Origin of the sequence: Bradyrhizobium sp. 155 (genome assembly GCF_023101105.1) — a bacterium.
Classification (GTDB): Bacteria; Pseudomonadota; Alphaproteobacteria; order Rhizobiales; family Xanthobacteraceae; genus Bradyrhizobium; species Bradyrhizobium canariense_D.
In genome coordinates this window covers 4,089,963-4,115,256 of sequence record NZ_CP064704.1, presented here as the reverse complement: position 1 = coordinate 4,115,256, position 25,294 = coordinate 4,089,963, and the positions used below count along the sequence as shown (strand labels likewise).

Here is a 25,294-nt window from a genome sequence, read left to right as displayed (position 1 = left end):
AGAATCCCGCTCGGCAAGCGCCTTGAGTCCGGCACTAATAGTATTGAGTAAAGCCGGTGAATTCGCGATGGTTTGGTGCCTGTTTCTGGTGCCAGGGCTGATCTTGGGCTGATCCAGAGTTTGAACGGATAAACAGATAATGCGCTTGCTGGTGCGGTTCATGGGCTTCCTGTTCGCCGCGGGAACGGTGTTGTTCCTTGTCGGGGTGGGTGCCGTCGCAGGCCTGATCTGGCATTTCTCCAAGGACTTGCCTGACTACTCTCAGCTTCAGGATTACGAGCCGCCGGTGATGACCCGCGTGCACGCGACCGACGGCTCGCTGCTCGGCGAATACGCCAAGGAGCGGCGGCTGTACCTGCCGATCCAGGCGGTGCCGAAACTCGTGATCAACGCCTTCCTCGCGGCCGAGGACAAGAATTTCTACGAGCATGGTGGCATCGACTACACCGGCATGGCGCGCGCCGGCGTGGTCTACATCCAGAACTACGGCTCCAACCGCCGTCCGCAGGGCGCTTCCACGATCACCCAGCAGGTCGCCAAGAACTTCCTTCTGACCAACGAGGTCTCCTTCGCGCGCAAGATCAAGGAAGCCTTGCTGGCGATGCGGATCGAGAAGACCTACTCGAAGGACAAGATCCTCGAGCTGTATCTGAATGAAATCTATCTGGGCTTAGGTGCCTACGGAATCGCGGCTGCGTCGCTGGTTTATTTCGACAAGTCGGTGAATGAGCTGACCGTCGCGGAAGCGTCCTATCTCGCGGCGCTGCCGAAGATGCCCGCGACGCTGCATCCTGTCCGCAACCGCGACCGCGCCATCGAGCGCCGCAACTACGTGATCGATCGTCTGGTTGAGAACGGCTGGGTCAAGCAGGCCGACGCCGACAAGGCGCGCAAGGAGCCGCTGGCCGTTACCAGCCGTTCCAACGGCGCCCACACCTTCGCCGGCGAATATTTCGCCGAGGAAGTGCGCCGCGACATCTTCGAGCGCTATGGCGAGAAGAAGCTGTATGAGGGCGGCCTTTCGGTCCGCACCACGCTCGATCCCAAGATTCAGGTCATGGCGCGCAAGACCATGGTCGCCGGTCTCGTCAACTATGACGAGCAGCAGGGCTATCGCGGCGCAATCAGCAAGCTCGACATTTCGGGCGACTGGGGCGTGAAGCTCGCCGAAATCAAGTCTCTGTCCGATATCTCGCCGTGGCGCATGGCGGTGGTGCTGGAGACCAGCGACCAGTCGGCGCGCATCGGCTTCCAGCCGAGCCGCGAACTCGGCGGCGCCGTGAGCAAGCAGCGCGAGACCGGCCTCATCACGCTCGACGGTATCAAATGGGCAAGAGCGGCCTCGGGGGCTGCGAAGGGCAGGGCGGCGAGTGCGGTGTCGCAGGTGCTCCAGCCCGGCGACGTGATCTACGCCGATCCGCTGTACAAGGACGCCCAGCCTGTCGAAGGGCAGTACCGGCTGCGCCAGATCCCGGAAGTGTCCGGCGCGATGGTGGTGATGGACCCCTGGACCGGTCGCGTGCTGGCGATGGTCGGCGGCTTCTCGTTCGACCAGAGCCAGTTCAACCGCGCCACGCAGGCCTATCGGCAGCCCGGTTCGTCGTTCAAGCCGATCGTCTATTCGGCTGCGCTCGACAACGGCTATACGCCTTCGACTGTCGTGCTCGACGCCCCGATCGAAATCGATCAAGGCCAGGGCGCGGGCGTGTGGCGGCCTGAAAACTTCTCCTCGGGCAAATTCCAGGGGCCGGTGACGCTGCGCAACGCATTGCGGCAGTCGCTCAACACGGTGACGGTGCGCCTCGCCCAGGACATCGGCATGCCCTTGATCGGCGAATATGCCCGCCGCTTCGGTGTCTATGACGAACTGCCGAACTATCTGTCCTACGCGCTCGGCGCCGGCGAGACCACGGCGATGCGCATGGTCACGGCCTATTCGATGCTCGCCAATGGCGGCCGCCGGGTGAAGCCGACCCTGATCGACCGCATCCAGGATCGCTACGGCCACACCATCTTCAAGCACGACCAGCGCGAATGCCGTGGCTGTGACGCGCCCGGCGGCTGGAAGAACCAGAACGAGCCGCAGCTGATCGACCGCCGCGAGCAGGTGCTGGATTCCATGACCGCCTATCAGATCACCGAGCTGATGGAAGGCGTGGTCCAGGCCGGTACCGCGACCGTGGTCAAGCAGGTCGGCAAGCCGATCGCCGGCAAGACCGGCACCACCAACGAGGCCAAGGACGCCTGGTTCGTCGGCTTCTCGCCCGACGTCGCCGTTGCCATCTATATGGGCTATGACAAACCGCGTCCGCTCGGCAAGGGCAACGCCGCGACCGGCGGCCATCTCGCAGCTCCCATCGCACGCGACTTCCTCCAGCTCGCGCTCGCCGACAAGCCCGCGGTCCCGTTCAAGGTGCCGGCCGGCATCAAGCTGGTGCGGGTCGTCGCCAAGTCCGGCATGCGCGCCGGTCCGGGCGAGACCGGCGGAACCATTCTCGAAGCCTTCAAGCCGGGCACGGCGCCGCCGGATAACTACTCCGTCATCGGCGTTGCCGATGCCGATGGGCGAGGCGGCGTGCCGGCGTCGCAGCAGCAGCAGCCGGATTCCGGTTTCTTCATGCGGCCGGGCACCGGCGGGCTGTACTAAGGCTTAGGACAAGACAGACGTTCGTCGCCGCGGCGGTTGCGCTTTGCAGCCGCCGCCGCTACATCCCGTTGTCATTAGACGCGGAAAAATTCCGCGAGACCAGAGAACCACATGCGCGCCGAAATCGAACGGTTGGTAGAAGAGATCAAGCAGTCTGTCGGGCTGCTGAGGAGGCATCTTTGACGTCGAGAAATCGACGGCGCGCCTCGCTGAGCTGAACAAGCTCGCAGAAGATCCCAATCTCTGGAACGATCCCCAGAAAGCCCAGAAATTGATGCAGGAGCGCACCTCGCTTGAGGATGCGCTCTCCGGCATCGGCAAGGTCGAGCAGGAGCTCGAAGACGACATCGGCATGATCGAGCTCGGCGAAGCCGAGGGCGATGAGGGCGTTGTCAAGGAAGCCGAAGCCGCGCTCAAGACCCTCAAGAAGGAAGTCGCCCGGCGCGAGCTCGAGGCGTTGCTGTCGGGCGAGGCGGATAGTTTCGATTCCTATCTCGAAGTGCATGCCGGCGCCGGTGGCACCGAAAGCCAGGACTGGGCCCAGATGCTGCTTCGCATGTACTCGCGCTGGGCCGAAACCCACGGCTTCAAGGTCGAGGTGCTGGAAGAGTCCGAGGGCGAAGAGGCCGGCATCAAGTCCGCGACCATCCAGGTCTCCGGCCACAATGCCTATGGCTGGCTGAAGACCGAGGCGGGCGTGCACCGCCTGGTGCGGATCTCGCCGTTCGATTCCAACGCGCGGCGGCACACCTCGTTCTCGTCCGTTGCTGTGTTTCCGGTGATCGACGACACCATCAAGATCGACATCAAGGAATCCGACGTCCGCGTCGACACCATGCGCTCCGGTGGTGCCGGCGGCCAGCACGTCAACAAGACCGAGTCCGCGGTGCGGCTGACGCATATCCCGACCGGTGTCGCCGTGGTCTGCCAGGCCGGCCGCTCGCAGCACAAGAACAAGGCGCAGGCCTGGGACATGCTGCGCGCGCGGCTTTACCAGATCGAGCTGAAGCGGCGCGAAGAGAAGGCCGCCGCCGACCAGGCCGCCAAAACCGACATCGGCTGGGGCCACCAGATCCGCTCTTACGTGCTCCAGCCCTACCAGATGGTGAAGGACCTGCGCACGGGTGTGCAGACCTCCGACACATCAGGCGTGCTCGGTGGCGATCTCGACGACTTCATGGCCGCGACCCTGGCGCAGCGCGCCTTCGGCACTCCCGGCGCCGACATCGAGGACGTCGACTGATGCCCCGGATCGCCTTCATCGGGCTTGGGCGGATGGGCCATGGCATGGCCGGCCGCTATCTCGATGCTGGCTTCACGGTGACGCTGTGGAATCGCAGTAAAACAAAAGCGGAAGACCTGATCGCGCGCGGCGCGCTCTGGGCGACCTCGCCTGAGGACGCGGCGATCGACGCCGACGCCGTCGTGACCATGGTCGCCGATGATGAGGCCTCGCGTGCGGTCTGGCTCGGGCCCGAGGGCGCAGCCAAGACCGCGAAGGCCGGCACCATTGCGATCGAATGCTCCACCGTCTCCTATGACCATGCGCGCGAGATGGGCCGCGAGATGAACGCTCGCGGGCTGATCTATATCGATTGCCCCGTGACGGGATTGCCGGATGCGGCCGCGAGCGGAAAGCTGACGTTGCTCGTTGGTGCCGATGCCGCCGATCTCGAACGCGCGCGGCCTTATCTGACGCCGATCGGCTCGACCATCCGCCATTTCGGCGCGGTCGGCTCCGGCACGGTCTACAAGCTGATCAACAATCTGATGGGCGCGATCCAGATCGCCGGCCTCGCCGAGGGGCTTGCCATTGCCGAGCAGGCCGGGCTCGACATGAACCTCGTGCTGGAGTCGATTCAGGCGGGCGTGGCCGCGAGCCCGCAGGTGCAGCGTCATTCCAAGCGCATGGTCTCCCGCGATTTCTCCGGCGCGACATTCACGGCAGCGCTGCGGCACAAGGATGCCGCCTACGCGGTGAAGCTCGCCGAGAGCCTGCTGGCCGACAAGCCGCTGGTCGCGCGCGCCGCGGTGGAAGCCTACGCGCAAGCGAAGGCCGCGATGCCTGACGACGACGAAGGCAAGATGATCGAACTGGTGTCGCGGCCGAAGAAACCGTCCTAGCGGCCGCATCGACATGGGGCAGCCTCGTTCGGAACGCGGTCTCGGCATTGCCCTCGTCATATCAGCTGCGATTGCCTGGAGCACGGCGCCGTTCTTCACACGTCTGTTGCCGTTCGATCCCTGGACCATTCTGTTCTGGCGCGGCGTGTTCGGCGGCAGTCTGATCTCGGTGTTTCTCGTCGTGATGCAGGGACGCGGCGCGCTGCGGCAATTGGTGGCGCCGGGACGCGGCGGCTTGCTCGTCGCCTCATTGTCCACGCTCGGCATGGTTTCCTTCATCCCCGCGCTCCAGATGACCAAGGTGATGAATGTGGCTGTGCTGATCTCCACGCAGCCTTTCGTGGCCGCGGCGCTGGCGTGGCTGTGGCTTGGCGAAGCCGTAACATGGCGTACCCTGATCGCGAGCCTCGTTGCCTTTGGCGGCGTCGCCATCACGGTCGGAGGCATCGAAGCCGGGGCTGATGTTGGAGGCGTGGCGCTGAGCTGCCTCATGGTACTCGCCATCTCGGCGATGACGGTTGTGATCCGACGCTACCAGGAGACATCGATGGTGGCAGCGGCGGCGTTGTCGAATTTCCTGGGAAGCCTCGTCAGCCTTCCGTTTGCGCACGACCTCGTCCATATCGACAGCGCCAACCTCGCGATCCTCGCGATGTTCGGCTGCTTTCAGGTGGCGCTGGGGCTGACATTCTACATGCTCGGCTCGCGCCTCCTGCCGTCGAGCCAGGCTTCCCTGATTGCGACGCTGGAAACGCCGCTGATGCCGTTCTGGATCTGGATTACCTTTCGCGAGGTACCTGCCGTCCACGCCCTTGTTGGCGGTGTTCTGGTCGTTGGGGCGGTGGTTGCGGATATCGCGGTTGACGCGCGAAGTCGCGATCGATCCTGAATCTCGCCCTTTACCCGGAAATCGGGTGGCAATTTTGGTCGCGCAGTCCTAGCAGGTCGGACCATCGCTGTGAGACGCCATGTCCCCGATCGACAACCGTATCGACGCGCGCGACTGGTCGCTGCTCGCTGTGCTCTCGGCGCTCTGGGGCGGCTCGTTCTTCTTCAACGGCGCGGCGCTGCGGGAATTGCCGCCGCTCACGCTGGTGTTTATGCGCGTTGCACTTGGTTCAGCCCTTCTGCTGCCGCTGCTCCGTTTTCAGGGCATCGCCTTTCCCAAGGGCATCGCCGGCTGGAAACCGTTCGTCGCGATGGGGCTCCTCAACAACGTCATCCCGTTCTCGCTGATCGTGATCGGCCAGACTTTCATTCCAAGCGGGCTGGCGTCGGTCCTGAATGCCACCACGCCGCTGTTCACGGTGATCGTGATGGCCGCGGCGGGCGAAGAGGCCTTACGGCTCCGCCGCGTCGCCGGCGTGGCACTGGGCCTCGCCGGCGTGATCATCCTGCACGGATGGGGTGTCGAGACACGGGCGGGGCAGGGGCTGGGCATCCTGCTCTGCCTCGGCGGCGCCTTCAGCTATGGCTTCGCGGCGCTGGCGGCGCGCCGGTTGTTGAAGGACTCCCCGCCGCTGGGGACGGCAGCATATCAACTGATGGCTTCCACGGTGATGATGGCGATCGTGGCCGGCGCAGCGGAGCAGCCGTGGCGTCTCCCGCTGCCGGGCGTGACGATTTGGCTCGCGGTGCTCGGCCTTGCCGGCCTGTCGACGGCGCTCGCCTATATCGTCTTCTTCCAGATCCTGCGGCAGTCGGGCGCGACCAATGTGATGCTGGTGACACTGCTCATTCCCGTCACCGCCATTCTTCTGGGATGGCTTGTGCTGGGCGAGCCGATCTGGATGCGAGAGATCGCGGGCGCGATCGTGATCGGCAGCGCATTGCTGGTGATCGACGGGCGCGTTCTGGACCTGCTGCGGCGCGGCACATAGTTCTGGAGCGCTCGTTTCATCTCACGGAAAATCGCGGCGCTTGCCAGCCGTAAGCGAGCTTGCGACACTCTCGGCAAAACAAGACTACAAAACAGGGGAGAGAACGATGCTGGGTCGTCGCAATAACCTTGCTGCCCTCGCCATTCTTGCTGCCGGCGTGCTCGTCACGACGCCGGCCCTGGCGCAGAAGAAATACGATCCCGGCGCCACCGACACCGAAATCAAGCTCGGCAACATCATGCCTTATAGCGGGCCGGCGTCGTCCTATGGCGTGATCGGCAAGACCGAGGCCGCGTTCTTCAAGATGATCAACGATCAGGGCGGCATCAACGGTCGCAAGATCAATTTCATCAGCTATGACGACGCATATTCGCCGCCAAAGGCGATCGAGCAGGCGCGCAAGCTGGTGGAGAGCGACGAGGTGTTGCTGATCTTCCAGCCGCTCGGCACGCCTTCGAACTCCGCCATCATGAAATACATGAACGCCAAGAAGGTGCCGCAGCTCTTCGTCGCCTCCGGCGGCACCAAATTCGGCGACCCCAAGAATTTCCCTTGGACCATGGGCTTCCAGCCGAACTACCAGAGCGAGGGGCGGATCTACGCGAAGTATATCCGCGACAACTTCCCCAACAGCAAGATCGCCGTTCTTTGGCAAAACGACGACGCCGGCAAGGACCAGTTCAAGGGCTTGAAGGACGGACTCGGCGACAAGGCCGATATGATCATCGCGGACAAATCCTATGAGGTCAGCGATCCCTCGATCGACTCGCAGATCGTTGCGCTTCACGATTCCGGCGCCGACATCTTCTTCTCATGGGCCGCGCCGAAAGGCTCGGCACAGGCGATCCGGAAGGTCGGCGAGCTCGGCTGGAAGCCAAAATTCTTCCTCGCCAATACGGCTACCTCGATCGCCTCGGTGCTCAAGCCCGCCGGGCTCGACTATGCCAAGGATATCATCTCGACAGCATATTTGAAGGATCCGACCGACCCGACCTGGGACAAGGATCCGGCGGTCGTCGCGTGGCGCACCTTCATGGATAAGTACTATCCCGAAGGGGACAAGACCAACGCCAACAACCTTTATGGCTACGTCCAGGCGGAGGCGATGGCGCAGGTGCTGAGGCAGTGCGGCGACAATCTCACCCGTGACAACGTGATGAAGCAGGCCACCAGCCTGAAGGATTTTCACACCGACCTGATGCTGCCCGGGATCATGGTCAACACTTCGGCCGACGATTATTTTCCGATCGAGCAGATGCAGCTGATGCGCTTCAACGGCCAGGCTTGGGAGTTGTTCGGCGACGTCATCACCGGTGAGGTCGGCCACGAGCGCGGCCAATAGTCAGGGCTGGCTCCGCGGCGGGCCAGTTGCCTGGTGTGATGAAGACGGGGCGAGCCTGCCGAAGCGTTGCGATTGCGAACGAAGCTGCGCACCTCGTCGTTCCCGGCATCCGTCCGCTTATTCGGTGACGAGATCGGCGGCGCGTTTCGCCTTCTTGCCGGTATTCTTGACTGTCTCGTCTCCGACCTTTTCGGCCTTGGCGCGAAGCTCACATTTGGTGCGGATCTCGTCGAGCTCGTCGTCGGTCAAATGCTCAATTCCCACGAAGGAATTTTGCACCGCGCTCACCCGGATCAGTTCGTCGAGCTTCACCTGAATGGCCGCGCTATCGCGATTCTGGGAATTCTGAATCAGGAAGACCATCAGGAATGTCACGATGGTGGTGCCGGTGTTGATCACCAACTGCCATGTGTCGGAGTAATGGAAGATGGGACCGGTGACCGCCCAAACCAGGATGATGCCGGCTGCAATCATGAATGTCAGCGCTCGCCCGGCCGCTTGAGATGTTCGGTTAGCAATATCGCTGAAGAGTTGAGCCGCGTTGTTACGTGGCTGGTCCGCTTTGCCCTTGGCCGGACGAGCTTTCGTATGGATCTGTTGCATCAGAAGATCGCGCCATTGAGGACCTGCGACCTAACGCGAAGGGAACTCCGAAGTTCCGCCATGTAAACCTGGGACGAGACGAGCGCGCTCTCAACGAGCCTAGCCCGCGCTGAGTCGCACGCCGGCGCGCAAGAACTTCTGCGGATCGACCGCTTCGCCGTCGATCCGGGTTTCATAGTGCAGATGCGGCCCGGTGGAACGGCCGGTCGACCCGACGAGACCAACGACTTGGCCGATTCTAACGATCTCGCCGACCCGGACATTGATCTCGGAGAGATGGCCGTAGCGCGTCGCAAGGCCATTGCCGTGATCGACCTCGATCATGCGGCCGTAGCCGCCGGACCAGCCGGCCGAGACGACCTTGCCGTTGGCGGTGACGCGAACGGGATCGCCGCTCGCGGCGCGGAAGTCGAGCCCGGTATGCATCGCGGGCCGGCCGAGGAACGGATCGCTGCGCACGCCGAAGCCGGAGGTGAACTCGACCTCGCCGATGACGGGCTTGCGATAGGGCACGAGCGCGAGCGTGCGATTGAGCCGGTCCATCTCGGCTCGGGTGTTGTTGATGCGATAGAGCTGCTTCTCGAACGGCCCCGAACTGGCGGTGATTTTAACAGGCACGAACGGCCCGCCCATCGCGGTGCGCGGCACGGCGGCTTCGAGATTTGCGAGGTTCAGGCCGAGATCGCTGACGACGCCGCGCATCCGGCGCATGCGCGAATCCATGCCTTCCTCGACGGCGTTGAGCGCCGCCATCTGGCGACGCTCGACCTGGTCCAGCGAGGTCGTGAGCCGAACGACGACGTTGTCGAACCCCTGGTTCTTGGCGAATTGATTGACGGGCGGAGCTGCGAGGGTCGGCGCGCGCGATTCGAGCCGCGCTTCGCGATCCGGCGGCGCCACGAAGATCACGGTGTCGCTGATCGGCGAGGGCTTTGGCGTGCCCTGCGTCGTCTGGCTGGCATCGCCACGCTGCGGGGTGGAACGTGGAATCGATCCGGTCACGTCCGGCATGGACCCGAGCGCCGTGGCACGGGACTCCAGCGCCGTCTGGCGCTTCATGATCTGGTCGAGCTTCTGGTCGAACTGCTCCTGGTCGAGCAGCTGCCGGCTGGTGGTGCGGTCGACCTTGGCGCGCAGCTCGGCGATGCGGTCCTCATAGGCGTATTGCATCTCGGCCTGCCGGGCGATCAGCCGGGTGAGGACGTCGTCGCGGAAGGCGAAATAGGTCGCGGTTGCGGCCGACCAGAGCCCGAGCAACACGACAGTGCCGACCACGATCCAGAACACCACAGGTCCCAGGCGAACCTGCTTGCCGTGATGCACGATGGTGTAGGCGTCGTCGGTGTCCGGAAGGGGAAGCGCGGTTGCCACTGCGGCGGCACGGCGATGAAAGGCCCGTCCATGGTCGTGCGGGTGATGTTGGGGGTACTGCGAGAGTTGGGCAGAACTTTTCGACATCGGCACTCCCGCGCCGATCGGATGAGTCCGTGCGGCCTAATTGCCGCGGCAATCTGGGCCGGTCATGGTTAATTTTCCGGAAACGGAACCCCTTGAATTTAAATGATTGGTTAAAGGCGCCTTGCGGCTTCCAGCACCTCGTCGGCGTGGCCTTCGACCCGGACATTGCGCCAGATCCGCGCGATCTTGCCGTCGGCGCCAAGCAGCATCGTGGTGCGAAGAATTCCCAGGAAGCTCTTGCCATACATGGACTTTTCGCCCCAGGCGCCGTAGGCCTCCAGCATCTCGTGCGTCTCGTCCGAGATGAGGGGCACGCCGAGACCGTGCTTGTCCCGGAACTTGTCCTGAGCCTTGACCGGATCGGCGGAGATACCGAGCACGGCGGTGCCAGCCTTGGCGAAGGCGCCGGTGAGCCGGGTGAAATCGATGGCCTCCGTGGTGCAGCCCGGCGTGTCGGCGCGGGGGTAGAAGAACAGGACCAGCTTCTGGCCGGTATAATCCGACAGCGCGACGACGCCGCCGCCGTCGCGGGGCAGGCGGAAGGCGGGAGCCTTCTGCCCCTCAGCCAAGCCGGCCTTCGCCGCCGTTTCAGGCGCGGATGCCGATTTGGAAGAATTTAACCGTTTCGATGCGGCCTTATGCGATGCTGTCTTTGCTATGGTCCCAGTTGATTTGCTCGCCGGTGTCCGCTGTGTTTTCGCGAGCTTGGTTTGAGTCGCAGCCCGCGCTTTCACGGGCGTCTTTTTAGCCGTCGGAGTGACGGAGGGCGTTTTGGACGATTTCTTTCGGGATTTCTTGGACATACGCCTTCCTTTCGTCGCTTTCGGCGGGTCAACCAAAGCGGTATTGCAGCCCTTTTCCGCTATGCCGGAATCGTGCCCTCGGCGGGGCGAGTCTGACGACGCCGGAGTCTGGTTACAAGGAATTCCACGCACCACCCCCACTGCTCGTTGAACGCGCTCCCGGGGCGACATGACGAACAGAAGGAATATTCGAGGTATGGCGGCAATGCCGGCGCGGGAAGCTTCGCTTCCCGTCGACGGCTGCGGCCCCGGCGGCGCTCAATCCCACGACGGGCGCCTGTATCGAGAGGCAATGGCAAGGAATACGTCGCCCCAGGATTACAATCGGGATTTGGATCGGCGCGGCAGCCAACCAGAGCAGCAGCAATGGGACGACGCCGACTGGGATCCGGATCAGGAAGCGGCGGCGGGCCATCGGGCGCGCCGGCTGTTGTCGCGTTCCAATTCGGGCTTCCATCGCTTCGCTGACGGGTTTGGGCCGTTGCGCCGCTGGTTGGGCGGCGGTCGCTGGCTGAAGCGCGTGGCCGTGGTCGTCGGTGTCCTGGTCGTCATCTTCGTCGGCTGTTTCGGCGCGCTGTGGTGGCGGCTCGGCGCCGGTCCCATCAATCTCGACATTGCGACGCCGTGGCTCGCGGCCGCGATCGAGGACAATATCGGTCACGGCAACACCGTGGAGGTCGGCGGCACGCAGATCGAGCGGGCCGGGCGGATCCGCATCGCCGTGCGCATCCGTGATATCGTCGTGCGCGACCACGATCACGTCATTGTCGCCACCGCGCCGAAGGCCGAGGTGAAGCTGTCGGGTGCGGGCCTGCTGATGGGGCATCTGCGCGCCGAAAGCCTCAACCTCGTCGATGCCGAGCTCGCAATCCGGATCGCGCCTGACGGCACCGTCACGGTGTCGGCCGGCGACACCGCAAAGCCGCTCGCAACCGGCGTCGCCTCCAAAAGGGACGCGGGACTGCCGCCGACTTTCCCGCGCAACGGTGTGCCACCGCCGCCATTCGCCACCGAGCCTGCGACCTCCGACGCACCGCAAGCCGCGCCCCAGGCCACGTCCCCGACTGGCATTCTTCAGGGCCTCGACTGGCTCGACAGTCTGAGCATGACCGGCCTCGACGGCCAGAATCTCAACGAGATCGGCCTGAAGAACGGCAATCTGATCGTCGACGACCAGCAGCGCGGCAGCAAATGGACGTTTGAGAACATCACGCTCAGCCTGCGCCGACCGAGCCGTGGCGGCGTCGCGCTCAGCCTCGGTGAAGAGGGCGCGCGTCCGTGGTCGTTGCGTGCCACGATCGGCCCCACCGAGAACGGCGTGCGCTCGGTCGATATCCGCGCCGACAAGGTCTCGACCGCCAACATCCTGCTGGCGCTGCGGGTGAAGGACCTCACCTACACCGCCGACCTGCCGCTGACCGGCGAGCTCAAGGGCGAGCTCGGCCGCGACGGCGTGCCGACTTTCTTTCGCGGCAAGATCACGGTCGGTGCGGGCAACATCATCGACACCGATACGCCCGATTATCCGATGGCGATCGACTCGGCCGAGATCAATGTCGAGTGGGACGCCAATCGGCGGGTGCTGGTCGCTCCGTTCAAGGTCCTCTCGGGCGCGAACCGTCTGACGCTTCTGGCTCATGTCGAGCCGCCCAACGGCACCGTGAATGACTGGCAGCTCGGTTTCAGCGGCGGTTCGATCCTGCTCGGCGGCATCGACAACGAGCCGCCGCTGGTCTTCAACCGTATTGCGATCGGCTTCCGCTTCGACACCGACCACAAGAGGCTGCTGTTGACGCAGGCCGATATCTCCAACGGAGAGATCGGCGTCGCCGGCACCGGTGCCATCGACTATTCGGGCGAGCCGCGGCTGACATTGGGTTTCGCGGGAACGCCGATGTCGGCCTCCGCGCTCAAGCGGATGTGGCCGACCCTTGTCGTTCCCGAGTTGCGCGAATGGGTGATCGAGCGGATCGAGCGTGGAACGCTCCAGCGCATCGAGATCGGTGTTAATTCACCGACGAAGAATCTTCCGCGCAAGGGCCCACCCATTCCCGACGACGGCTTGTCGGTCAATATCGTGGCGAGCGGTGTCACGGTTCGCCCCGTCGATGGCCTGCCCGTGGTGCACGATGCCGATTTGAAGGCGCGCGTGACCGGCCGCACCGCGACGGTGAATATCGGGCAGGGCATTGCCGATACGCCGGCGGGCCGCAAGGTCACGATTTCCGACTTTGTTTTCGAGGTGCCCGATATGGCACCCAAGCCGTCGCCGTCGCGGACGAGGTTTCGTGTCGAAGGTCCGGTGCCTGCGGCCGCCGAAATGCTTTCCAACGATCGCTTGAGCGATCTGTCGTCGACCGTCATCGATCCCAATACTAGCAAGGGGACGTTCTCGGCGAACGTCCAGCTTGGGCTGCCGGTCAAGGGCGAGCTGACCAAAGCCGACACCACCTACAGCGTTACGGCCGATCTCAACGGTTTTGGTGCCGACAAGCTGGTGATGAACCAAAAGCTGGAGGCCAACAACCTCAAGATCGTCGCGAGCAACCAGGGCTATCAGGTCAAGGGCGACGTCAAGATCAACGGGCAGGCGGCCTCGCTCGATTACCGCAAGCCGGCCGAGGGCGATGCGGACGTCAAACTGCAGACCACGCTGGACGATGCGAGCCGCGCGCGCCTCGGATTCGATCTGGGTCCCGCCGTCAGCGGATCGGTGCCGATCAGGCTGTCGGGCAAGATCGCCGGGGGACCCGACCAGACGACGAAGCTCGGCATCGAGGCCGACCTGACCTCGGTCAAGCTCGACAACATCCTGCCCGGCTGGGTCAAGCTGCCGGGCAGAGCGGGCAAGGCCAGCTTCAAGGTGGTGCCGACGGCGCAATCGACGCGTCTGGAGGACATCGTCATCGAAGGCGGCGGCGCCTCGATCAAGGGGGCGCTCGAGGTCGATGCCAACGGCGAGCTCATGAACGCGAACTTCCCGACCTACGCGCCATCCGACGGCGACAAGGCCTCACTGAAAGTGGAGCGCAGCCAGGACGGCGTGCTCAAGGGTACGATGCGCGGCGACGTATTCGACGGCCGCGGCTTCCTGAAGTCGGCGATCTCAGGCAATTCCAAGGACGATGCCAAGAGCAAGACGAAGAACCTCGATTTCGACATCGACGTGAAGCTCGGCGCCGTCATGGGTTTCAACGGCGAGGCGATGCGCAGCGTCGACGCCAAGATGTCGCGGCGCAATGGTGCGGTCAAAGCCTTCACGCTGAGCGGCAGGATCGGAAAAGACACGCCCGTGGCAGCCGACCTGCGCGGCGGCCGCGCCCAGGGCAACCGCGAGGTCATCTATCTCCAGACCAGCGATGCCGGCAACTTCCTGCGCTTCACAGACACCACCAACAAGGTCTTCGGCGGCCAGATGGTGGTGGCCATGGAGCCGCCGACGTCGGAGCCTACGACACGGGAAGGCCTGATCAACGTGCGCGACTTCTCGGTCAAGGGAATGGAGCAACTCGATCGCGTCGCGGCGGGGGCTCCCAACGGCGCCCAGAACGGCGTAGCCTTCACGGCGATGCGCGCGGAGTTCACGCGGCAGAACGGCGCGCTCACGATCCGCGACGGCGTGGTCAAGGGGCCGATGATCGGCGCCACCATCGAGGGCTCAATCGACTTTCCCGGCAACCAGGTTTGTATGAGCGGCACCTTCGTCCCGATGTACGGCGTCAACAACATCTTCGGCCAGATCCCGTTGTTCGGCATCTTCCTCGGCGGCGGCAACAATGAAGGATTGATCGGCGTGACCTACGAGGTCGTCGGCACGCCGGCAGCGCCCGTAATGCGCGTCAACCCGATTTCGGCGATGGCCCCCGGTCTGTTCCGCAAGATCTTCGAATTCAACACCGGCAAACAGAACTCGCCGTTCGAGGAATTCCCGTCGCAGTCGAACGATGGCTCGACCGGGTCGACGCGCCAGCTATCGAGCGGCTGCACCCTCGCGCGACGTTAGTGGCGAGGCTACACCTTGGTTTCCGCGCCGCCTTACGCCGCGCGCACGCCCGCAAGGAAGGTCCCGACTTCGCCAGAGAGCTGCTCGGCCTGCTTGGAGAGGTTCGAGGCTGCTGCGAGCACCATGCCTGCGGCATTGCCGGTCTCGTTCGCTGCCGTGCTGACGCCCCCGATATTGGTGGTGACTTCCAGGGTGGCCTCCGCGGTCTGCGAGACGCTGCGGGCGATCTCGGCGGTGGCGGCGCCTTGCTCCTCGATCGCGGCGCCGATCGAGGTGGCGATCCGGCTGACCTCCTCGATGGTGGCGGTGATGCCGCCGATGGCGTCCACCGCTTCCTTGGTCGCGCCCTGGATCTGGGCGATCTTGTCGCCGATCTCGCGGGTGGCTTCGGCAGTCTGGCTCGCCAGCGATTTCACCTCCGAAGCGACGACAGCAAAGCCGCGGCCGGCTTCACCGGCGCGTGCGGCCTCGATGGTGGCATTGAGCGCGAGCAGATTGGTCTGCGCCGCGATGCTGGAAATCAGCTCGGCGACGTGCTCGATCTGCTGGGCGCCGTCCGAGAGAGCGCGCACGATGGTGTCGGTGCGGCGTGCGCTGTCCACGGCGCGGCCGGTGACCACGGCGGACTGCGCGACCTGACGGCTGATCTCGGTGATGGAGGAGGAGAGCTCCTCGGCGGCGGCCGCGACCGTCTGGACGCGCTGGCTGGCTTCGGTGGCGGCCGAGCCGACGACGGCGGCGCGGCGGTTGGTGCCTTCCGCGGTCGACGACATCGACTTGGCGGTGACCTCCAGCTCGCCGGAGCCCGAGGCCATCAGGCCGACGAGCTGGCCGACGGATGCATCGAACCGGTCGGCAAGCGAGATCAGCGCGTCGCGCTTCTCCTGTTCGCTGCGGGTCTTGGTGGCGACCTGCTCCGCCTCCAGCTTGCGGGCCGTCAGCGCGGTCTGCCTGAGCACTTCGAGGGTCTCGGCCATGCGGCCGATCTCGTCGCCGCGACCGGTCTCCTCGACCGCCGTGTCGATGGCGCCTTCGGAAATGGCCTGCATGCGGTTCTTCTGGCGATCGAGCGCGCCGAGCACGTCGCGGGCGATCAGCCAGGACAGTGTCGCCATCAGCGGCATCAAGCCGATGCCAATCGCCCCCAGCTCCAGCGTCAAGGCTCGCACGTCGGCGTCGATGTCGTCGACATAGAGGCCGTAGCTGATCGTCGCGTTCCAGGGCGCGAATTTGCGCGCGAAAACGGTCTTGCGGACGGGCTCCGTCTGGCCGGGGCGGGGGTAGAGATATGAGGTTACGCCGCCCTGAGCAGCCTGGTTGCCGGCCGTTACGATCGCATCTGCGATGAGGACACCGTTGGAGTCCTTGGCGCCCGTGATCTTGCCTTCGAGCTGCTGGTTCGCGCCATTGATCAGGATCGAGGTATCGGCGTTATAGACCACCGGATAGCCTTGGCCGCCATTGAAGCTCATGCGGCGGCCGCGCAGATGGAACTGGATTTTCGCTTCCGCCTGCGTCAGCTTGCCGGCGCCGACCTCCTCTTCGAGTGATTGGGCGAGGTTGTGGAGCATGTCGACCGCGGTCCGCATCTGCTGAACGCGATCCTCCAGCATGCGGCTCTTGCTGAGCACGGACGACACCCCGATGATGGCCGTGACCGTGAGTGCCGAAAGACAGACCATGCTGGCGAGCTTGGTGCGGATCTTGAGGTGACTCAGCAGCTTCATCACGGCCTCGACGGAATGGTTATTGTTGCTCGCGTCGGTAGCATGAAATTCTTACCAATCATGAATGGACGCGTGCGACGGCTGCCGCGCAAGCGGCGTGCGCAGCCGCGTGCGCAAACATGCAGGTCGCCATGCGCTTCTCGGGCGCATGGCGCGTCAACTCGGAGAAAAATCGTGTGGGTCTTTAGTCGCGACCTAATCCGTTGGGAGCGGCAATGAACCGATTCGTTCACCGCCTCATCATGTCGATGCTGCTGGTCGCGGTCCTCGTCCTGGTCTGGAACGTGCTGGGCTCGCGCTGAGATGGCACCCGTGAACATACGGATGCCATCTCTTCATTCGCGAATCAATCGCTGACGCCTCAGCGCCGCGCGAACGCGCCGCTAGTCCTTGCCCATCGCCGCATCGGCGCTGACCGAGCCGCCGCCGGCTGCCGAGAGGTAGAGGCAGGCGAAGCAGAACAGGATCGCCGCGGTGCCACCATTGAGCAGCGGCAGGAACACCGGCGTTTCGCCCTTGAACATGTGCCCCATGAAATAGGCGAAGGCCATCTCACCCGAGAGGATGAATGCCGCGAGGCGGGTGAACAGGCCGATCATCAGCAACGCGCCAAGCACGAGCTCAAGCGTACCGGCTGCGTAGATGATCGGCGGGATGTTTGCGAAGTAGGGAAGCACCGGAAACTTGAACAGCTTGGCGACACCGTACTGGAACAGCAGCAGGCCGGTGATGAAGCGAAACAGGCTCAAGAGAACCGGTTGAAAGCGAACGAGATAGGGAAAGTTCATTGGTTTGTGCCCTCCATCCAATGCTGCGACTAGGACCGCATTCAGTTCCGCCCTGCAAGCCGCCCAAGGGCAATTTGCGCTGACATTTTTGTCATGTCGGACAAAACACCGCAGGAAGGACTTTTAGCCGCGTGCGATCCACATCTTCGTAGCTGTTCGCGTCGTGCCCATCCGTAATTTCCCGGTGACGCGAATGCGCTCAAGTTACCTTCAGGAGACCTACCGCCGCAAGGCGGGCACGACCAGGAACGGGATCATCCCGAGCACCACGCTCGCGAGTGCGAAGGCGAGCAGCGCGTTGTAGCCATGGGTCGCGTCATGGATCAGGCCGCCGCTCCAGGAGCCGAAAGCCGAGCCGAGCCCGCTGCCGATCGAGATGGTGCCGTAGATGGTGCCGACGCGCTTGCCCCCAAAGATCTTCATCGCGGTCGCCGTGATCAGCGGTCCACGTGAGCCCATCATGCTGCCGAAGCAGACCACGAATCCGGTGAGCAGGAGGAAATTGGCGGAGTATTGCAACAGCCACAGCAGGAAGATGCCGAGGATCGAGATCGCGTAGCTGAGCAGCACCGACGGCCGGCGACCGATCAGGCCGTCGAGCGCGGACACGCCTAGCATGCCAAACACCAGCACGATGCCGGAGAAGCCCCAGGCCGTGGCGGCCTGCAGCGGTGGAAAGCCGGCATCGATCAAATAGGCCACGATCTGGGCGGCGATCGCATACATGCCGACCGCGGTGAAGAAGAATGTCGAGAAAAGCGCCCAGAAGGCGTGATGGCGCATCGCGCTCGGAAGGGTCCAGCCGTGATCGACGAAATCCGGATCGGTCTTCTTCGCGATCTGCGGCGAGCCCGAGGCGAACAGCCGCCATGGCAGCAGCATGAGCGGCACCAGCAGGCCGAGCGCGGCGAAGCCGAACAGCTGGTAGGTTTCGCGCCACCCCAGATGATCGATCAAAAGCTGCGAGGCCGGCAGCAGCGCCAGCACGCCGCCACCCATGGCCGAGTAGACCACCGCCATCGCGGTCGGGAGTTTTGGGCCGAACCAGCGGCCCAGCAGGATCGAGTTCGGCACATTGCCGATGAAGGCGACGCCAATGCCGACGCAGAGTCCGATCGAGAGCTGGAACTGCCAGAGTGACTGCGCGTGGCTTGCGATCAGGAAGGCCGAGCCGAGCAGCAAAAGGCCCAGTGCATAGACGATGCGCGGTCCGGAATGATCGAACAGGCGCCCGACCAACGGCGCCGTCAGTCCGCTGACGAGCCACGTCAGCGAATAGATCGAGACCACTTGGGCGCGATCCCAGCCAAAGTTTTCCGAGATCGGCTTCAGGAAGACGGTGAAGCTTTCGCTGAGGCCGCGGCCGAGCACGGCGAGTGTGAAGCAGAGCGCGAGCACCACCAGCGCGGTGCGCACGACGCCCTGCGGCGTCGCCGTGACGCGTTCCCTGGTCGCTTGCTTGGACTGTTCCTCTAGCGTGTTCTGGTCCATTGCCGATCAGGGAGCGCGCTTCAGCGCGCCCTGACAAGCAGCGAAAAGCTCATACGCCTATGCAGGCCTTAGGAGGATGTGCTTCTTCTTGCCGAACGACAGCTTGACCACGCCTTCCGGCGTCAGGTCGGCCGCCGACAACGCCATCTTCTCGTCGGTGACGGGCTCGTCATTGACGCGCAGGCCGCCGCCCTTGATCTGGCGCCGTGCTTCGCCGTTGGAGGCAACGAGGCCCGCCTTGACGAAGGCGTTGAGCACGCCGAGGCCGGCGTCGAACTCGCCGCGCGGAATTTCCACGGTCGGCAGGCTCTCGGCCAGCGCGCCTTCCTCGAAGGTGCGGCGCGCGGTCTCGGCCGCCTCGTTCGCTGCGTCGCGGCCATGCAGGAGCGCGGTCGCCTCGGTGGCGAGCACCTTCTTGGCCTCGTTGATCTCGGAGCCTCCGAGCGCCTCGAGCTTCCTGATCTCGGTCATTGGCAGCGTCGTGAACAGCTTGAGGAACTTGCCGACGTCGGCGTCTTCGGTGTTGCGCCAGTACTGCCAGAAATCATACGGCGAGAACTGGTCGGCGTTGAGCCAGACCGCGCCCTGAGCGGTCTTGCCCATCTTGGCCCCCGACGCCGTCGTCAGCAGCGGCGTCGTCAGGGCGAACAGCTGATGCGTGCCCATGCGGCGGCCGAGATCGACGCCCATGATGATGTTGCCCCACTGGTCGGAGCCGCCCATCTGCAAGTTGCAGCCGGTCCGCCTGGCGAGCTCGACGAAGTCGTAGGCCTGGCAGATCATGTAGTTGAACTCGATGAAGCTCATCTCCTGCTCGCGCTCGAGGCGCAGGCGCACGGAGTCCATGGTCAGCATGCGGTTGACCGAGAAATGCCGCCCGACGTCGCGCAGCATCTCGATGTAGTTGAGCTTTGTCAGCCACTCGGCATTGTCGAGCATGATGGCGTCGCTCTTGCCCCCGCCATAGCGCAGCACCTTTGCGAACACGCCGCGGATCGATTCCTTGTTGGCCTCGATCTCGGCGACGGTGCGGATCGCGCGCGTCTCGTCCTTGCCGGAGGGATCGCCGACCATGGTTGTGCCGCCGCCCATCAGCGTGATCGGCTTGTTGCCGGACTGCTGCAGCCAGTGCAGCATCATCATGGTCAGGTAGTTGCCGATGTGCAGCGAGCGGGCGGTGCAATCGTAACCGACATAAGCCGTCGCCTCGCCCTTGGCGGCGAGGGCGTCCAGCCCCTCGAAATCGGAGCATTGGTGGATGAATCCACGTTCCTGCAACGTGTTGAGGAAATCCGATTTGAATGCAGTCATTTGTCGGCGCGCCTGACAATTCTTGGTTTACTGTTTTGGGAGCAATTTAAGGGTCTTCCGTGGGAACTCGGTTGCTGCCCGCCACTTTGGCCTGTGGCATTATAAGATGTGTCCCTCTGGCACAAGATCGGCATGCCGGAAGGGTCGCTTGAGGACGCTGATCCATGATGTTGACGGCACTCGGTTTGATGAGCGGCACCTCGCTGGACGGGGTGGATGTCGCGCTGATCGAAACCGACGGAAAGCAGGTGAAGGCATTCGGGCCCTCCGGTTACCGGCCCTACACTCCGGCCGAGCGCAACCTGCTGCGGCAGGCGCTGAGCGAGGCGGTGCACCTGGCGCAACGCGATGCTAGGCCGGGAGTTCTGGCCGAGGCCGAACGCGCAGTGACGCTCGCGCATGCCGAGGCGGTGGCCGCCTTCGTCGCCCAGAACCGGATGAGGCCGGAAGACATCGACATCGTCGGCTTCCACGGCCAGACCGTGCTGCACCGCCCCGAGAAGCGACTGACGGTGCAGATCGGGGACGCGCCGGCGCTGGCCAGGGCGATCCATATCCCGGTGATGCATGATTTTCGCGCCGCCGACGTCGAGGCCGGCGGGCAGGGCGCGCCATTTGTGCCGGTTTATCACCGCGCGCTCGCCCATTCGCTGGAGCGCGAAGGGCCGATCATCGTGGTCAATATCGGCGGCGTCTCCAACATCACCTATATCGACGGCAACGACACGCTGATTGCCTGCGACACCGGACCCGGCAACGCGCTGCTCGACGATTTCATGTACCGCACCATGAACCAGGCGTTCGACGCGGACGGAAAGCTCGCAGCCCTCGGCAAGGCGGACGAAGCCTGGATCGCGCGGGCGCTGGAGCTGCCGTTCTTCGTAAGCCCGCCGCCGAAATCGCTCGACCGCAACGATTTTGCAGCACTAAAGCTCGGCGATGTCCTGCCGGCCGACGGCGCCGCGACCCTGACCGCCTTCACCGCGGCGGCCATCGCCCGCATCATCCCGCTGCTGCCACGCAGGCCGCGGAGCTGGATCGTCTGCGGCGGCGGCGCCCGCAACCGGACCATGCTCCAGATGCTGCGGGAGCGCGTTGGGTCCGCCACTGTCGAGGCCGCGGAGGCAGTCGGCTGGGCCTCCGACGCCATCGAGGCGCAGGCCTTCGGCTTCCTCGCCGCGCGCGGCCTGAAGGGCCTGCCGCTGTCGTATCCCGGGACCACGGGCGTGCCGATGCCGATGACGGGCGGGGTGATCGCGCGGCCTTGAGATCATAGGCGGGATGATGCAGATGCATTGATCTTGACAGGTAGATGCACATGCATCTATCTTTGATGCAGTTGCATCTAACCGTCGGGTTTCTCGCCATGACCGCTTCACTGAAACTGATCAGCCACAAGCTTTGCCCCTATGTGCAGCGCGCGGTGATCGCGCTCAACGAGAAGGGCGTGCTGTTCGAGCGGGTCGACATCGATCTCGCCAATAAGCCCGACTGGTTTCTCAAACTGTCGCCGCTCGGCAAGGTGCCGGTGTTGGTCGTGACGAGCGAGAAGGGCGAGGTCGCGCTGTTCGAGAGCAACGTGATCTGCGAGTACATCGAGGAGACGCAAGGCGGCGTGAGACTGCATCCGGCGGATGCCTTGGAGCGTGCCGAGCACCGGGCGTGGATGGAGTTCGGTTCAGCAGTGCTCGCCGATCTCTGGGGCCTAGAGACCACGACCGATGCGGCGACGTTCGAGAGCAAGCGCCAGGCGCTGATGGTGAAGTTCGCCCGGGTCGAAGCGGCGCTCGGTGCCGGTCCTTATTTTGCTGGCGAAGCGTTCAGTCTCGTCGACGCCGTATTCGCCCCCGTCTTCCGCTACTTCGATCTGTTCGACGAGCTGACCGACCACGGCATTTTCCGCGATGTGCCGAAGGTCCGCGCATGGCGCGCCGAACTGGCGAAGCGTCCGAGCGTCCGTACTGCGGTGGGCGCGGACTATCCGCAATTGCTGCGCGCCTTCCTCGTGCGCCACGACGCGCATCTGCTCAAGCTTGCGGCCTGAGCCCACGCCGATGTCGCAATCCATGGCCTGGCTGATGCTGGTGATCGCAGGCGCACTCGATGTTGGCTGGGCGATCTCGATGAAATATGCGGAAGGCTACACGCGCGCTGGCTGGAGCGTCGTTTCGCTCGTGCTGCTCGTAGCCTTCGTTGTCCTGCTCGGGCGTGCTTTGAAGGTGCTCGAGGTCGGCGTCGCCTATTCGGTCTGGACCGGCATCGGCGCCGCCGGCACCGTCGTCATGGGTGTGGTGCTGTTCGGCGAGGCGCTGAGCGCGATGAAGATCGCGGGGATCCTGCTGGTGCTGACGGGGATCGCGGCGCTCAAGCTGGCCTAGAGCTCTGCGGCCATTTTCGCGAGCGTCGCGATCGTTTTCATGTTGCGCGCGGTGCCGGTCTTGGCGGCGGGGATGACCAGCTTCGACGTGCCCATGCCGTCGCCGTAATGCACGTAGATCTCGCGGCGGCCGAGGCGGATCTCCTCCTTGTTCTGGCCGCGAATGCCGGCGAGCGCATCCGCCGGCGGCGCCTTGTCGAGGAAGATCGCGACGGTACGGTTGGGGGCGGCCTTTGGAAACGGATTATCGGCCAAGACCTGCGCCATCTCGGTGGCGCTGCGCACGAGCACGCCGACCGGCGCGCCGGCATAGGCGTGCAATCGCTTTTCGAGTGCGGTCTTGATCGCAGATTGCGACTTGCGGCTTGTGAAGACGACGTTGCCGCTTGCAATATAGGTGCGCACGGCGGCGTAGCCGAGCTCCTCGCACATGGCCTTGAGTTCGCTCATCGGCAATTTGCCGGTGCCGCCGACATTCACGGCACGCAGCAATACGATGAACGCACCCACGGAAAGCTCAGCGCACGTTGGCGAGGCGCATGTCGAGATAGGCGGTGATGGTTTCCATCAGCGGCTCGAGCTTGGCGTCGAAGAAGTGGTTGGCGCCCGGGATGACCTGCTGGTCGATCACGATGCCCTTCTGGGTCTTCAGCTTCTCGACCAGCGTGTTGACGTCCTTGGGCGGCACCACCGCGTCCTTCTCGCCATGCACGATCAGCCCCGAGGACGGGCAGGGTGCGAGGAACGAGAAGTCGTAGAGGTTGGCGGGCGGCGCGATCGAGATGAAGCCCTCGACCTCGGGGCGGCGCATCAGCAGCTGCATGCCGATCCAGGCGCCGAAGGAGAAGCCGGCAACCCAGCAGGCGCGCGCTTCGGGATTGATGGTCTGCGCCCAGTCGAGCGCCGCGGCCGCGTCCGACAATTCGCCGGTGCCGTGGTCGAACGAGCCCTGGCTGCGGCCGACGCCACGGAAATTGAAACGCAGCACCGAGAAGCCGCGATGCGCGAACGCATAGTAGCACTGGTAGATGATCTGATGATTCATCGTGCCGTGGAACTGCGGATGCGGATGCAGGACCATCGCGATTGGCGCGTTCTTCTGCTTGGCCGGATGGTAGCGGCCTTCGAGGCGGCCGGCGGGGCCGGTGAAAATAACTTCAGGCATGATGATCTCTTGATTGATCCCTTGAAGACGCTCTTCAACAATCAACCGATTGTGCGGATTTCATCGGCTGCTGGGCCGATCAAGCCGCGAATGGAAGGGTGGAGCGGCGCCCTCGGATGATGCGCGAGCGGCGCGCGGCGAACTGACGCGCGCGTTCTAACATGAGCCGAGGGTCAAAAAGCAAGCATCTTGAACATCGCCCAATGAGCTCAAGGCGTTAGCGTCATGGCCGCGTCGTCGCGCGATGGGGGAATCCGGAATCGAGATTGCCAAGTGCTCCAGGGGAGCCCATGTCGGGTACCAGCGCTGGCGCAGCAATCAGTCTCAGGTAATATAATACTCTATGCCGAGCCGCATCTATCTCGACTGGAATGCGACCACGCCGCTTCGCGCCGAGGCCCGAAGCGCGATGCTCGCAGCCTCCGAGCTCATCGGCAATCCGTCCTCGGTTCATGCCGAGGGGCGCGAGGCGCGGCGCCTTGTCGAGGACGCGCGGGCCCTGCTTGCGACCTCCGTCGGCGCGCTGCCGCGGAACGCGGTTTTTACCTCCACGGGAACCGAAGCCAACGCGCTGGCGCTGTCACCGGGTCTTCGAGGGCCCTCTGGCGGGCCTGTCGAGCGGCTTCTGGTCTCGGCTGTCGAGCATGCTTCGGTGCTGGCGGGCGGCCGGTTCCCGACCGATCAGATTGGTCAGATCAGGGTCACGCGCTCCGGCGTGATCGACCTCGACCATTTGAAGGCGCTGCTCGGCGACGGCCCGCCGGCGCTGGTCTCCATCATGGCGGCCAACAACGAGACGGGCGCGCTGCAGCCCATCGCCGAGGCCGCGGGAATCGTTCACGGGGCTGGCGGCCTGCTGCACGTCGACGCAATCCAGTCGTTTGGAAAAATCTCATTTGATATCAAAGTGATCGGCGCAGACCTTGCGACCTTTTCTGCACACAAGATCGGCGGCCCCAAGGGGGTCGGCGCGCTGGTCGTGGCCGAGGGCGTGGCCGGACTTGAGCCGTTGCTCCGAGGCGGCGGGCAGGAGCTCAACCGGCGCGCCGGAACCGAGAATGTCGCCGGTATTGCCGGCTTCGGCGCAGCGGTGCGGGTCGCCCTTCAGGCTTTGCCCGAGGATGCGGAGCGGATGGCAAGCCTAAGAGATCGCTTGGAAAATGGCATTCGCTCCATGGCGGGTGCAACGGTCTTCTCAAGTGATGTTGGGCGGTTACCTAACACCGTTCTTTTCACGGCTCCCGGGTTGAAAGCCGAGACGGCGGTGATCGGTTTCGACCTCGAAGGTGTCGCGGTGTCCTCGGGATCTGCCTGTTCCTCGGGCAAGGTGCAGCCGTCCCACGTGTTGTCGGCAATGGGGTATGATCCGACCGTCGCCCAAGGAGCGGTGCGTCTCAGTCTGGGCTGGTCCACGGAGCCGGATGACATCAACAGGGCGTTAGAGGCTTGGCGAAAGCTCGGTAATACCCTACTTAAGGGATAAGCGATGAAACACGCCTTGAACGGTTCTAAGCGCGTGCGTCCCGCCAAGAAACATCGTAATAGTCGTCCGAGTTTGATGATCCACCGCGGTCC

General features: G+C 64.1%; 20 protein-coding genes. 11 read left to right on the top strand and 9 right to left on the bottom strand.

Features of this window, described 5'->3' with window-relative positions:
• Positions 1–139: 139 nt before the first annotated feature.
• From IVA93_RS20100 to IVA93_RS20075, 6 genes are all read left to right on the top strand, one after another.
• Positions 140–2,647: a penicillin-binding protein 1A gene (locus IVA93_RS20100; protein WP_085353514.1), complete on the top strand. Its 2,508-nt coding sequence runs from the start codon at positions 140–142 to the stop codon at positions 2,645–2,647.
• 111 nt (positions 2,648–2,758) lie between these two features.
• A protein-coding gene (prfB, locus tag IVA93_RS20095) for a peptide chain release factor 2 (RefSeq protein WP_143273426.1) occupies positions 2,759–3,890 on the top strand; the annotation gives its coding sequence in 2 pieces (ribosomal slippage) (positions 2,759–2,827 and positions 2,829–3,890; 1,131 coding nt in all).
• Entirely contained in the window at positions 3,890–4,771 is an 882-nt protein-coding gene (locus tag IVA93_RS20090) for an NAD(P)-dependent oxidoreductase (RefSeq protein WP_085353511.1), read from the top strand. The genes prfB and IVA93_RS20090 overlap by 1 nt, the downstream gene beginning before the upstream one ends.
• 13 nt (positions 4,772–4,784) lie before the next feature.
• Positions 4,785–5,660 (top strand): DMT family transporter, encoded by an 876-nt coding sequence (locus IVA93_RS20085; RefSeq protein ID WP_085353510.1) that lies wholly within the window; start codon positions 4,785–4,787, stop codon positions 5,658–5,660.
• 79 nt (positions 5,661–5,739) lie between these two features.
• Positions 5,740–6,651, top strand: a complete 912-nt coding sequence (locus IVA93_RS20080) for a DMT family transporter (RefSeq protein ID WP_247368560.1) — start codon at positions 5,740–5,742, stop codon at positions 6,649–6,651.
• A 106-nt stretch (positions 6,652–6,757) separates the two neighbouring features.
• Positions 6,758–7,993, top strand: coding sequence for an ABC transporter substrate-binding protein (locus tag IVA93_RS20075; protein ID WP_018454467.1), 1,236 nt, complete (start codon positions 6,758–6,760; stop codon positions 7,991–7,993).
• Positions 7,994–8,110: 117 nt separating this feature from the next.
• Here IVA93_RS20075 and IVA93_RS20070 read toward each other — a convergent pair whose 3' ends face one another.
• The 3 genes from IVA93_RS20070 to IVA93_RS20060 all read right to left on the bottom strand — a co-directional run bounded on the left by IVA93_RS20070 (position 8,111) and on the right by IVA93_RS20060 (position 10,857).
• Positions 8,111–8,596 carry a low affinity iron permease family protein gene (locus tag IVA93_RS20070; protein WP_026232740.1) on the bottom strand — a complete coding sequence of 162 codons (486 nt, stop codon included), beginning with the start codon at positions 8,594–8,596 and terminating at the stop codon, positions 8,111–8,113.
• A gap of 99 nt (positions 8,597–8,695) precedes the next feature.
• Entirely contained in the window at positions 8,696–10,054 is a 1,359-nt protein-coding gene (locus IVA93_RS20065; protein WP_198957644.1) for a M23 family metallopeptidase, read from the bottom strand.
• A gap of 110 nt (positions 10,055–10,164) precedes the next feature.
• Positions 10,165–10,857 (bottom strand): peroxiredoxin, encoded by a 693-nt coding sequence (locus tag IVA93_RS20060; protein ID WP_204513930.1) that lies wholly within the window; start codon positions 10,855–10,857, stop codon positions 10,165–10,167.
• A gap of 205 nt (positions 10,858–11,062) precedes the next feature.
• Here IVA93_RS20060 and IVA93_RS20055 point away from each other — a divergent pair, with 205 nt between their 5' ends.
• On the top strand, positions 11,063–14,860 hold the full coding sequence (locus IVA93_RS20055; protein ID WP_204513931.1) for a YhdP family protein: 3,798 nt from the start codon (positions 11,063–11,065) through the stop codon (positions 14,858–14,860).
• Between the two features lie 32 nt (positions 14,861–14,892).
• Here the strand turns inward: IVA93_RS20055 and IVA93_RS20050 are convergent, their stop codons facing one another.
• The 4 genes from IVA93_RS20050 to tyrS form a co-directional block, all read right to left on the bottom strand.
• The gene (locus IVA93_RS20050) at positions 14,893–16,587 is read right to left on the bottom strand and encodes a methyl-accepting chemotaxis protein (RefSeq protein WP_247368558.1); all 1,695 of its coding nucleotides are present in this window, start codon (positions 16,585–16,587) and stop codon (positions 14,893–14,895) included.
• A gap of 383 nt (positions 16,588–16,970) precedes the next feature.
• Positions 16,971–17,375 (bottom strand): DoxX family protein, encoded by a 405-nt coding sequence (locus IVA93_RS20045; RefSeq protein WP_018454461.1) that lies wholly within the window; start codon positions 17,373–17,375, stop codon positions 16,971–16,973.
• Between the two features lie 219 nt (positions 17,376–17,594).
• Entirely contained in the window at positions 17,595–18,866 is a 1,272-nt protein-coding gene (locus tag IVA93_RS20040; protein ID WP_085353503.1) for an MFS transporter, read from the bottom strand.
• Between the two features lie 57 nt (positions 18,867–18,923).
• Positions 18,924–20,177, bottom strand: coding sequence for a tyrosine--tRNA ligase (gene tyrS, locus IVA93_RS20035; protein ID WP_018454459.1), 1,254 nt, complete (start codon positions 20,175–20,177; stop codon positions 18,924–18,926).
• 164 nt (positions 20,178–20,341) lie between these two features.
• On the opposite strand from tyrS, the gene IVA93_RS20030 reads away from it, so the two are divergent.
• From IVA93_RS20030 to IVA93_RS20020, 3 genes are all read left to right on the top strand, one after another.
• Entirely contained in the window at positions 20,342–21,445 is a 1,104-nt protein-coding gene (locus tag IVA93_RS20030) for an anhydro-N-acetylmuramic acid kinase (RefSeq protein ID WP_247368556.1), read from the top strand.
• 98 nt (positions 21,446–21,543) lie between these two features.
• On the top strand, positions 21,544–22,221 hold the full coding sequence (locus IVA93_RS20025; protein ID WP_247368554.1) for a glutathione S-transferase family protein: 678 nt from the start codon (positions 21,544–21,546) through the stop codon (positions 22,219–22,221).
• A gap of 10 nt (positions 22,222–22,231) precedes the next feature.
• Positions 22,232–22,555, top strand: coding sequence for a DMT family transporter (locus tag IVA93_RS20020; RefSeq protein WP_039799056.1), 324 nt, complete (start codon positions 22,232–22,234; stop codon positions 22,553–22,555).
• On the opposite strand, the gene IVA93_RS20015 is transcribed toward IVA93_RS20020, so the two are convergent.
• Together IVA93_RS20015 and IVA93_RS20010 are read right to left on the bottom strand one after the other, a co-directional pair.
• Positions 22,552–23,064, bottom strand: a complete 513-nt coding sequence (locus IVA93_RS20015) for a DUF1697 domain-containing protein (protein WP_247368552.1) — start codon at positions 23,062–23,064, stop codon at positions 22,552–22,554. The genes IVA93_RS20020 and IVA93_RS20015 overlap by 4 nt on opposite strands.
• 7 nt (positions 23,065–23,071) lie before the next feature.
• Positions 23,072–23,719 carry an alpha/beta hydrolase gene (locus IVA93_RS20010; RefSeq protein ID WP_007591562.1) on the bottom strand — a complete coding sequence of 216 codons (648 nt, stop codon included), beginning with the start codon at positions 23,717–23,719 and terminating at the stop codon, positions 23,072–23,074.
• A gap of 343 nt (positions 23,720–24,062) precedes the next feature.
• Here IVA93_RS20010 and IVA93_RS20005 point away from each other — a divergent pair, with 343 nt between their 5' ends.
• The gene (locus IVA93_RS20005; protein ID WP_247368550.1) at positions 24,063–25,202 is read left to right on the top strand and encodes a cysteine desulfurase family protein; all 1,140 of its coding nucleotides are present in this window, start codon (positions 24,063–24,065) and stop codon (positions 25,200–25,202) included.
• Positions 25,203–25,294 lie beyond the last annotated feature (92 nt).